Raw genomic sequence first — 10,815 nt, forward strand, 5'->3', positions numbered from 1 at the left:
GCTTGACACGTCCAGTCCGCGCGACCTAGCGTATGGCATGCGTAGTTTGATCGTTCAAATTTCTGCGCGAGACGCCCTCATCAAAGGAGAGAGAGACATGACACGGCACAACACACGCGCCCTCCTCGGCACCGGGGCGGTGCTGCTCACCAGCACGCTCGTGCTCACGGGATGCGGCTCCGGCTTCTCCGGCGACGAGCCGGCGGGAGACTCCGAGGGGCTCACCTCCTCCGACGACGCGCTCACCGTGCTGATCGGGTCGTCGGGCGACGCCGAGACCGAGGCCGTGCAGTCGGCGCTCGACGCCTGGTCGGAGGAGTCGGGCACCGACGTCGAGCTCCAGGTGGCGAGCGATCTCGCACAGGAGCTGTCGCAGGGCTTCGCGGCCGGCGAACCCGCCGACCTCTTCTACCTCGCGCCCGAGCAGATGGCGGGCTACGCGTCGAACGGCTCGCTCCAGGCGTACGGCGACGAACTCGCCAACAAGGACGACTTCTACCCGTCGCTGGTCGAGAACTTCACGCTCGACGGCACGTTCTACTGCGCGCCGAAGGACTTCTCCACGCTCGCGCTCGTGATCAACACGCAGATGTGGACGGAGGCCGGACTCACCGACGCCGACCTGCCGAAGACGTGGGACGACCTCGCATCGGTCGCCCAGAAGCTCACCACCCCGGAGCACGTGGGGCTCGCGTTCGGCGCCGAGTACCAGCGGGTCGGCACGTTCATGGCACAGGCCGGCGGCGGACTCGTCGACGACGGAACCGCGATCGCCGACGATCAGGCGAACGTCGACGCGCTCGACTACGTCAAGACGCACCTCGGCGACGGCTCCTTCGCCTTCGCGAAGGACATCGGCGCGGGCTGGGGCGGCGAGGCGCTCGGCAAGGGACTCGCGGCGATGGTGATCGAGGGCAACTGGATCACGGGCGCGATGGCGAACGACTTCAGCTCGGTCGACTACACCGTCGCGGAGCTTCCGGAGGGCCCCGGCGGCCAGGGCACCCTGCAGTTCACGAACTGCTGGGGCATGGCGGCCGACAGCCCCAACCAGCAGGCCGCGCTCGACCTCGTCGAGTACCTGACGAGCGCCGACAGCCAGCTGGCGTTCTCGAAGGCCTTCGGCCCGATGCCGTCGATCACCTCGGCCGCCGACCAGTGGACGAGCGACAACCCCGACCTCGCACCGTTCCTCGCCGGTGCGGAAGACGCGCAGTTCCCGCCGAACCAGGACGGAGCGGCCGATGTGATCGCGGACTTCAACGCGCAGATCGAGTCGCTGAAGACGGGTGACCCCGCGCAGATCCTCGGGACCGTGCAGTCGAACCTCGAAGCGATCGTCGAGTAATCATGGCGGTGCAGGCCACGCCTCGCCGCGGAGGGGCCTCCGGGCTCCGCCGCGGCGAGGCCGCAGCCGGATGGCTCTTCACGGCGCCGGTGATCGTCATCCTCGGGGTTTTCCTGCTCGTTCCCGTGCTCATGGCCCTCTGGGTGAGCATGTCGGACTGGGCGGGGCGCGGCAGCCCCCTCTCGCCGTCGGTGTCGTTCGTGGGCGTCGAGAACTACTCCGCGGTGCTCGCCGACGGCGGTCTCGCGACCAAGGACTTCGGCACCGCCCTGCGCAACAACGCCTGGTACGTGCTGCTCGTCGTCCCCCTGCAGACCGCCATTGCCCTCTTCCTCGCGGTCTTGGTGAACCGCGCCGTGCTGCGCGGCCGCGGATTCTTCCGCACCGCCTACTACTTCCCCTCCGTCACCAGCTCCGTGGCGATCACCGTGCTGTGGCTGTTCCTGTTCTCGGCGAGCGGCGCGGTGAACAGCGTGCTCGCCTGGTTCGGCGTCAACGGTCCGAACTGGTTCAACGACCCCCGCGGCATCCTGCACCTCGCTCTCAGCGGAGTCGGGGTCGACGCCGGCCCCGCCGCGCTGACCGGTGGCGGCATGCTCGGCATCTCCTGGTGGGAGTGGCTCGCCGGACCCTCGATCGCGATGAGCGCGTACATCCTCATGGCGATCTTCACGACCTCCGGCACGTTCATGCTGCTGTTCCTCGCCGGCCTGCAGAACCTCGGCGCCGACGTCGACGAGGCCGCCATGATGGACGGCGCGAACGGCTGGCAGCGGTTCTGGCGCGTCACGCTCCCCCAGCTGCGCCCGACGCTGTTCACCGTGCTGACCCTCGGCCTCATCGGATGCTGGCAGGTGTTCGACCAGATCTACACGGGCACGCGCGGCGCCCCGAGCAAGACCACGCTCACGCCCGCCTACCAGTCGTACAAGACCGCCTTCACGGACCAGGAGTGGGGCCAGGGCGCGGCGATCGCCTTCATCCTCTTCGTCATCATCGTCGTGTTCACGCTCCTGCAGCGCTGGGTCCTGCGCGACCGGCCGGTGTCGCGCCGTCGGATCCGCGCCTACGAGATCACGACGAAGGGAGGTGCGTCATGAGGCTCTCCTCGAAGCAGCTCACCTGGCAGATCGTGCTGTACGCGGTGCTGATCGTGCTCGCGCTGATCTACATCTACCCGTTCCTCATCCAGGTGTTCACGAGCTTCAAGACCGACGAGGATGCCGCCTCCTCGGGCGTGAATCTCCTCCCGGAGTCGTGGACCTTCGCGGCCTACGAGCGCCTGTTCGCGAACTCCGACTTCCCGTCCTGGTTCGTCAACAGCGCGATCGTGACGATCTTCGTGACCGCCGGTCGCGTGTTCTTCAACTCTCTCGCCGGCTACGCGCTCGCCCGTCTGCGGTTCCGTGGTCGCGGAGTCGTGTTCGCCGCACTCGTGGCCGTCATGTCGGTGCCGACCGTCGTGCTGCTGATCCCGAAGTTCCTCGTGATCAATCAGCTGGGCATCTTCAACTCCTACGCGGGCATGATCCTGCCGCTGCTCGTGGACGCGGCCGGCGTCTTCATCATGAAGAACTTCTTCGAGTCGATCCCGGTGTCGGTCGAGGAGCAGGCCCGCATCGACGGCGCCGGCACGTTCCGCATGTTCTGGTCCGTCGTGCTGCCCATGGCGACCCCTGCCCTCATCACCATCGTGATCCTGTCGTTCCAGGGCTCGTGGAACGAGCTCAGCCACTTCATCGTGTCGACCAACGATCCCGCCCTGACGACCCTGACGAAGGGCGTCGCGTCCCTCGCGAGCGGGCAGCTCAGTCAGGGCACCCAGTACCCGCTCAAGCTGGCGGCGGCGCTCATCATGACGATCCCCGTCGCCGTGATGTTCTTCGTCTTCCAGCGCCGAATCATGAATTCCACCGAAGGAGCCGTCAAGGAATGACCGACCGCCCTCACCTCCAGCCCCTGCTCGACGACGCCGTCATCGTGCTCGACGCCCCCACCCAGGTCTGGTCCGATCGCGCAGGGCGGATCGGGACCGCACCGATCCACGGGGTGTTCCACGGCGACGTCCGGCACATCGCCGGGATCGACATCTCGGTGCGCGGAACAGCTCTCGAGTCGATCGGATACTCGTCGCCGACACCGCGGCACGTGCGCTTCACCGACCTGCTGCGCGGACTCGATGACGCGGGGGCCGACCCCAAGGTGCGGCTCGACAGGGATCGCACGGTGACGGCCGGTCGGTTCGCGGAGACGCTGCGGTTCTCCTCGCACCTCGAGGATGCCGTCGAGGTCGCCGTCGAGGTGCGCGTGCGACCCGATTTCGCTCCGATGCAACTCGTCAAGGCGGGCGAGGACGGGGGTCAGGACTGGACGTGGGACGGCGAGCGCTGCCGCTCGGGCGAGGCGTCGTTCGCTCTCTCGGCTCGGGGCGCCGAGGTGTCGACGGACGGGCGCGATCTGGTCGTCGCCTGGCGTGCGACCATTTCCGCGCGCGGTGCCGTCGAGCTGTCGTGGGAGGCCGACCTCGACGACTCGAGCCTTGTGGTCACCACGCCGGCGCGCGCCGCCGACACTCGCCATGTCGGCACGGGCGCCGATCCTCGCGCCGCCCGCTGGCTCGACCGCGCGACCGCCGATCTCGACGCGCTGCGCCTCGCGCTCCCCGACCACCCGGCTGACGCCTTCTACGCTGCGGGCGCCCCGTGGTTCTTCACGCTGTTCGGGCGCGACTCGATCTGGGCGGCGCGACTGGCCCTCGCATCCGACCCCGCGATCGCGGGTTCGACCCTGCGGGTGCTCGCGCGGCTGCAGGGGACTGCGGTGAATCCGCACACGGCCGAGGCGCCCGGCAAGATCGCGCACGAGCTGCGCAGCGCCGAGCTCTCACTGCCGGGCGAGGGCGTGCTCCTGCCGCCGCTGTACTACGGCACGGTCGACGCCACGCCCCTGTGGGTGTGCCTGCTCGCCGACGCGCGGGACGCGGGGATGCCGGAGCATGACCTGCGTGAGCTCGTTCCCGCCCTGCGGGCCGCCCTGGACTGGATGGTCGTGCACGGCGACGCCTCGGGCAGCGGGTTCATCGACTACGCCGACGAGACCGGCCACGGCCTGGCGAATCAGGGGTGGAAGGACTCGGGCGACTCGATCCAGTGGCGCGACGGACGGCTCGCCGAGGGCCCGATCGCCCTCAGCGAGGTGCAGGGCTACGCCTACGAGGCTGCGGTTCGTGGGGCGGCGCTGCTCGACGAGCTGGGCGAGCCGGGCGGCGACGCCCTGCGCTCGTGGGCTGCGGACCTGCGTACGCGGTTCCGCGCAGCCTATTGGGTGACGACGCCCGAGGGCCGGTACCCGGCCATCGCGCTCGACGCCCATGGCGCCGCGGTCGACACCCTCACCAGCAACATCGGCCACCTCATCGGGACCGGTCTGCTCGACGCCGACGAGGAGCGCGCGTGCGCGGAATTGCTCCTCGGCACGTCGATGTCGAGCGGCTACGGCATCCGCACGATGTCGACGGATGCCGCAGGCTACTGGCCGCTCAGCTATCACGGCGGCAGCGTCTGGACGCACGACACCGCGATCGCCGTGCACGGGATGCGGCGGGCCGGTCTCGTGGACGAGGCCCGGCACGTCGCCGGCCAGCTGCTCGATCTGGCGGAGGGCTTCGACTACCGCGTTCCCGAGCTGCATTCCGGTGAGCCACGCGTCGCCGGAGGCGCTCCGGTGCCGTATCCCGCCGCGTGCCGCCCGCAGGCCTGGTCGGCTGCGGCGGCGGTCGTGACCGCCGCGGCGCTGCGCTGACGGGCGGGGTCGTCGTCAGCGGACGGCGATCCCGTCCTTCCAGACGCGGTCCACCAGGGGCACGCCCGGGCGGTAGGCGAGGTGGATGCGCGTCGGTGCCTTCAGCAGCACGAGGTCGGCCCGAGCTCCCGGGGCGATGATCCCGACGTCGTCGCGCCGCAGCGCCCTCGCGCCGCCCGCTGTCGCGGACCACACCGCCTCGGCCGGGGTCATGCCCATGTCGCGGACCGCGAGGGCGACGCAGAACGGCATCGACGAGGTGAAGCTCGACCCCGGGTTCGTGTCGCACGCGAGCGCGACTGTCACGCCCGCGTCGATCAGCCGCCGGGCGTCCGGGTACGGCTGGCGCGTCGAGAACTCGACCCCCGGCAGCAGGGTGAGGACGGTGTCGGAGGCGGCGAGCGCGGCGACGTCGGCGTCCGTCAGGTAGGTGCCGTGATCGACCGAGGCCGCACCGAGCTCGACCGCGAGCCGCACGCCGTCGCCCGGTCCGAGCTGGCTCGCATGCAGGCGGGGTCGCAGCCCGCGCGCGATCCCCGCGTCGAGGATGCGGCGCGACTGCGCGACCGTGAACGCACCCGTCTCGCAGAACACGTCGATCCACCGCGAGTACGGGGCACAGGCGTCGAGCATGTCGCCGCAGACGAGGTCGACGTACCCCTCGGAATCGTCGGCGTATTCTGCAGGGACGACGTGCGCCCCCAGGAACGTCACCTCGGGCGTCACCTCTGCGGCCAGGCGCACGAGTCGCTCCTCGTCGGCGACCGAGAGGCCGTAGCCGCTCTTGATCTCGACCGTGGTGGTGCCCTGCCCGAGCATCTCGTCGAGGAACCCGCGCAGGCGCGCGCGAAGCTCGTCGTCGGTGGCGGCGCGCGTGGCCGCGACGGTGGAGCGGATGCCGCCGGCGGCGTACCGCTGCCCGGCCATGCGCGCCTCGAATTCGGCTGCTCGGTCCCCTCCGAACACGAGGTGGCTGTGGCTGTCGACGAAGCCGGGGATCACGGCCCGCCCCTCGGCGTCGACGACCTCGTCGGCATCCGGCGCGTCGTGCGGCGAGCCGACCCAGGCGATCCGGTCGCCCTCGACCAGCACCGCCGCGTCGCGCATCGTGCCGCACGGGTCGCCTGCGCGTCCTGATCCGCTGACGTCGTCCCGATCCGCCGACGCATCCGCCGAATCAGACCGCAGATCGGGGCCGCGTCCGCGAATCGGGTCTGCCGGCGAGCCGACGTTGGTCGTCAGCTCCCCGATGCCGGTGATCAGCGTCGTGTTCACAGCATCGGCACCGTCAGGCCGCGATCGCGGGCGATGTCTCGGGCGTGCTCGTATCCGGCATCCACGTGCCGCATGACGCCGGTGCCGGGGTCATTTGTCAGCACGCGCTCGAGCTTCTCTGCGGCGAGCGCGGAGCCGTCGGCGACCGTGACCTGACCGGCGTGGATCGACCGGCCGATGCCGACTCCCCCGCCGTGATGCAGCGACACCCACGATGCGCCGGACGCGGTGTTCAGCAGGGCGTTGAGCAGCGGCCAGTCGGCGATCGCGTCGGAGCCGTCCTTCATCCCTTCGGTCTCGCGATACGGGGAGGCGACGGAGCCGGAGTCGAGGTGGTCGCGACCGATCACGATCGGCGCCGAGAGCTCCCCGGAGGCCACCATCTCGTTGAACTTCAGGCCGGCGAGGTGCCGCTCCTTGTAGCCCAGCCAGCAGATCCTCGCCGGAAGCCCCTCGAAGTGGACCTTCTCGCCCGCCTTCTCCAGCCAGCGATGCAGCGCGGCGTCCTCCGGGAACAGCTCGGCGATCGCGCGGTCGGTCCTGCGGATGTCCTCCGGGTCACCCGAGAGGGCGGCCCAGCGGAACGGGCCCCGCCCCTCCTCGAACTGGGGGCGGATGTACGCGGGCACGAACCCCGGGAAGTCGAAAGCCCGCTCGAAGCCGCCCAGCTGCGCCTCCGCCCGGATCGAGTTGCCGTAGTCGAACACCGCGGCACCGGCATCCTGGAACCCCACCATCGCCGCGACGTGCGCGGCCATGGACTCGCGGGAGCGACGCGTGAACTCCTCGGGGTCGCGCGCGGCCTCCGCCCTCCAGTCGGCGATCGAGACGCCGACGGGAAGGTAGGCGAGCGGGTCGTGCGCACTCGTCTGGTCTGTGACGATGTCGATCGCCACGCCGCGTCGCAGCAGCTCGGGGAACACCTCGGCCGCATTGCCCACGATGCCGACCGACAGGGCCTCACCCGCTTGCTTCGCGGCGGTGACGCGGGCCACGGCGGCGTCGAGCTCGGTGGTGTACTCGTCGAGGTAGCCGTGATCGACGCGTCGTGCGAGGCGGGTCTCGTCGACGTCGACGATCAGGACCACTCCCTCGTTCATGGTCACGGCGAGCGGCTGCGCGCCGCCCATGCCCCCGGCACCGCCCGTGAGGGTCAGCGTGCCCTGCAGCGAATCACGACCGAGCGAGCGGGCGACGGCGGCGAAGGTCTCGTACGTCCCCTGCAGGATGCCCTGCGTGCCGATGTAGATCCATGATCCGGCGGTCATCTGTCCGTACATGGTGAGTCCGAGCTGCTCGAGCCGCCGGAACTCCGGCCAGGTCGCCCAGTCGCCGACGAGGTTCGAGTTCGCGATCAGCACCCGTGGCGCCCACTCGTGGGTACGGAACACGCCGACCGGCTTGCCGGACTGCACGAGCAGGGTCTCATCGGGCTCGAGCTCGTCGAGGGTGCGCACGATCGCGTCGTAGGCCTCCCAGCTGCGAGCCGCACGCCCGGTCCCGCCGTAGACGACGAGATCCTCCGGATGCTCGGCCACCTCGGGGTCGAGGTTGTTCATCAGCATCCGCTTCGCCGCCTCCGCGCCCCAGCTCTTGGCCGTGCGCTGGTCACCGCGCGGCGCGCGGATCGCGCGGTCGGATTCGGTGGCGGTCGTGGTGGTGGTCGTGTCACTCATGGGCATGCTCCTTCGCGATGCGGGCCACGGCGCCGGACTGCACCAGCGCGGTCACGGCCTCCATGTCGGGTGAGAGGTAGTGGTCTGGTCCCGGCCCGGCGGCGACGGTGCGCACGAGGTCTCGCACCGCCCCGGTCGCCGGCCCGGCCTGGAGCGGTGCGCGCAGGTCGAGGGCCCGCGCACCGGTGAGGATCTCGATGGCGAGTACGCGGCCGAGCCCGTCGATCGCTCGACGCAGCTTGCGCGCGGCCGCCCATCCCATCGACACGTGGTCCTCCTGCATCGCCGACGACGGGATGGAATCGACGGATGCCGGCACCGCGAGCCGCTTCAGTTCGGAGACGATGCCGGCGGCGGCGTACTGCGCGATCATGAGTCCGGAGTCCACCCCGACCTCGTGGGCGAGGAACGGCGGGAGCCCATGACTGCGAGCGGGGTCGAGAGCCCGGTCGGTGCGGCGCTCCGACACCGAGGCGACATCGGCGACCGAGATGGCGAGGAAGTCGAGCACGGCGGCGACCGGAGCTCCGTGGAAGTTGCCGTTCGACTCGATCCGCCCGTCGAGGGTGATGACGGGGTTGTCGATCACGCTCATCAGCTCGCGGTCGGCGATGAGCGTCGCGTGCGCCATGGTGTCGCGAGCGGCGCCGTGCACCTGCGGCGAGCAGCGCAGCGAGTAGGCGTCCTGCACCCGGCCGTCCTCCGGCCCCTTGTGGCTGTGCACCAGCGGCGAGTCGCTGAGGAACGAGCGCAGATTGCGGGCGGACTCGGCCTGCCCGAACTGCGGCCGCAGCATCATGAGGTCCGCGGCGAAGACGGCATCCGTCCCGAGCTGGGACTCGATCGACATCGCAGCGGCGATGTCGGCCGTCAACATCAGCGCATCGAGGTCGTGCAGCGCGAGCGAGAGCATGGCCAGCATCCCGTCGGTGCCGTTGATGAGGGCGAGACCCTCTTTCTCGACGAGCGTGACGGGCGCGATCCCTGCGGCGGCGAGGGCTTCGGATGCTGGGACGAGGTCGCCGTCGGCGGTGCGGACGTCACCCTCGCCCATCGCCGCGAGTGCGATGTGCGCGAGCGGCGCGAGGTCGCCGGAGCAGCCGAGCGAGCCGTACTCACGGACGACCGGCGCGATCCCCGCGTTGAGCAGAGCGGCGTAGGTCTCCACCACGACGGGGCGCACCCCCGTGCGCCCAGACGCCAGCGTCTGCAGACGGAGGAGCTGTAGGCCGCGCACGACCTCGCGCTCGACCTCGGTGCCTGTGCCCGCAGCATGGGAGCGGATCAGGCTGGCCTGCAGCTGACGACGACGATCGGCTGCGATGAACGTCGTCGCGAGAGCGCCGAAGCCCGTCGACACCCCGTAGTGCGGATTCGGATCGGCGGCGAGTCCGTCGACAACCGCTCGAGTCTGCCGCACCCGGTCGAGGGCTTCTGGCGCGAGGACGACGGCCGCTTCGTTCCGGGCGACAGCGACGACGTCGGGGATCGTGAGCGGGGCGGCGCCCACGACGACGGAGGAGGAAGAGCGCATGGTTCGATTCCACACCCGCGCCGTGGCGTCAGAGAGCGCTCCATGGCATCCTGTGTCTGTGATCTCAGACATGTCGGGCGGACGCGAGCGCGGCTCTGGTGCGCAGGTGCCGGCGGCCGACAACACACTGCGGATGCTGCGCTATCTCGCCGGACGACCGGCGCCGGTGGCCGCCTCAGCGATCGCGCGGGACCTCGCTCTTCCCCGCTCCACGGTCTACCACCTGCTCACCACGCTCGCCGAGCACGGCTTCGTCCTGCACCTCGCCGAGGAGCGCCGGTGGGGTCTCGGCACCTCGGCGTTCGAGCTCGCGGGCGGCTACGCGAGGCAGCAGCCCCTCGCCCGTCTCGGCCGCCCTCTCGTCGCCGCGCTGTCCGACCGCCTGGGCGAGAGCGCGCATCTCGCTGTCATGAGCGGGGGCGACGTCCTCTACATCGTGGAGGAGCGAGCGCCGCGGCGCCCCGCGCTCGTCACGGACGTCGGGGTTCGGCTTCCCGCACACCTCACCGCGTCGGGCCGCGCGATGCTCGCCGCACTCCCCCGGGAGCAGGTGCGCGCGCTGTACCCGAGCGCCTCGGCGTTTCCCGACCGCACCGGACTCGGACCTCGTACACCACGCGAGCTCCGCGAGGTCCTGCGCACCGTGCGCGCGCGCGGCTATGCGACGGAGGACAGCGAGATCGCCGACGGGCTGCGCAGCGTCGGCGCGGTCGTTCGCGACCACGCCGAGTGGCCGATCGCAGCCGTCGCCGTCACCTGGGCGGATCCCGCGCTCGATGAGGGCGTGCTGGCGGAGGCCGTGCGGGAGACCGCAGCGGTGCTCGAGTCGCGCCTGCACTGATGCGCGGTACGCCGTGGAGCGCGACGACCGCGTTAACGCAGAGAAGCCACCCAACTCTGGGTGGCTTCTCTGTCTAAAAGGAGTCCGGCGGTGTCCTACTCTCCCACAGGGTCCCCCCTGCAGTACCATCGGCGCTGTGAGGCTTAGCTTCCGGGTTCGGAATGTAACCGGGCGTTTCCCTCACGCTATGGCCGCCGAAACACTATTGATGTTTCAATCGTTGCATAACGACATAAGTCTTAGTTATGCGGTTCTCGACCGTACATCGAGAACCACTCAGTGGACGCAAGCACCAACGAACGGTGTGTTATCAAGTCATCGGCTTATTAGTACCAGTCAG

The 10,815-nt window shown here is 70.1% G+C and carries 8 protein-coding genes and 1 rRNA gene; 5 read left to right on the forward strand and 4 right to left on the reverse strand.

What is annotated here, in order from left to right; translation table 11 throughout:
- Window positions 1-97: 97 nt before the first annotated feature.
- The 4 genes from M3195_RS14530 to M3195_RS14545 are packed head-to-tail and all read left to right on the forward strand — an operon-like array spanning window position 98 to window position 5,149.
- The gene (locus M3195_RS14530; protein WP_251588641.1) at window positions 98-1,348 is read left to right on the forward strand and encodes a sugar ABC transporter substrate-binding protein; all 1,251 of its coding nucleotides are present in this window, start codon (window positions 98-100) and stop codon (window positions 1,346-1,348) included.
- A gap of 2 nt (window positions 1,349-1,350) precedes the next feature.
- Window positions 1,351-2,448 (forward strand): carbohydrate ABC transporter permease, encoded by a 1,098-nt coding sequence (locus M3195_RS14535; RefSeq protein ID WP_251588643.1) that lies wholly within the window; start codon window positions 1,351-1,353, stop codon window positions 2,446-2,448.
- Window positions 2,445-3,284, forward strand: a complete 840-nt coding sequence (locus M3195_RS14540) for a carbohydrate ABC transporter permease (protein ID WP_251588646.1) — start codon at window positions 2,445-2,447, stop codon at window positions 3,282-3,284. Before M3195_RS14535 ends, M3195_RS14540 begins: the two co-directional genes overlap by 4 nt.
- Window positions 3,281-5,149 (forward strand): glycogen debranching N-terminal domain-containing protein, encoded by a 1,869-nt coding sequence (locus tag M3195_RS14545; protein ID WP_251588647.1) that lies wholly within the window; start codon window positions 3,281-3,283, stop codon window positions 5,147-5,149. Before M3195_RS14540 ends, M3195_RS14545 begins: the two co-directional genes overlap by 4 nt.
- A 15-nt stretch (window positions 5,150-5,164) precedes the next feature.
- Here M3195_RS14545 and hutI read toward each other — a convergent pair whose 3' ends face one another.
- Genes hutI through hutH form a run of 3 tightly spaced genes read right to left on the reverse strand, consistent with a single transcriptional unit; the run spans window position 5,165 to window position 9,634 of the window.
- Window positions 5,165-6,424, reverse strand: a complete 1,260-nt coding sequence (hutI, locus tag M3195_RS14550) for an imidazolonepropionase (RefSeq protein WP_251588650.1) — start codon at window positions 6,422-6,424, stop codon at window positions 5,165-5,167.
- Window positions 6,421-8,100 carry a urocanate hydratase gene (hutU, locus tag M3195_RS14555; RefSeq protein WP_251588652.1) on the reverse strand — a complete coding sequence of 560 codons (1,680 nt, stop codon included), beginning with the start codon at window positions 8,098-8,100 and terminating at the stop codon, window positions 6,421-6,423. Before hutU ends, hutI begins: the two co-directional genes overlap by 4 nt.
- Window positions 8,093-9,634, reverse strand: coding sequence for a histidine ammonia-lyase (gene hutH / locus M3195_RS14560; protein WP_251588653.1), 1,542 nt, complete (start codon window positions 9,632-9,634; stop codon window positions 8,093-8,095). Before hutH ends, hutU begins: the two co-directional genes overlap by 8 nt.
- A 70-nt stretch (window positions 9,635-9,704) precedes the next feature.
- Between hutH and M3195_RS14565 the strand changes: the two genes are divergently transcribed.
- Window positions 9,705-10,475, forward strand: a complete 771-nt coding sequence (locus M3195_RS14565; RefSeq protein WP_251588664.1) for an IclR family transcriptional regulator — start codon at window positions 9,705-9,707, stop codon at window positions 10,473-10,475.
- 82 nt (window positions 10,476-10,557) lie between these two features.
- On the opposite strand, the gene rrf is transcribed toward M3195_RS14565, so the two are convergent.
- Window positions 10,558-10,674, reverse strand: a 5S ribosomal RNA gene (gene rrf / locus M3195_RS14570).
- Between the last annotated feature and the right edge of the window lie 141 nt (window positions 10,675-10,815).

Source organism: Microbacterium hydrocarbonoxydans, assembly GCF_023715885.1.
Lineage (GTDB): Bacteria > Actinomycetota > Actinomycetes > Actinomycetales > Microbacteriaceae > Microbacterium > Microbacterium hydrocarbonoxydans_C.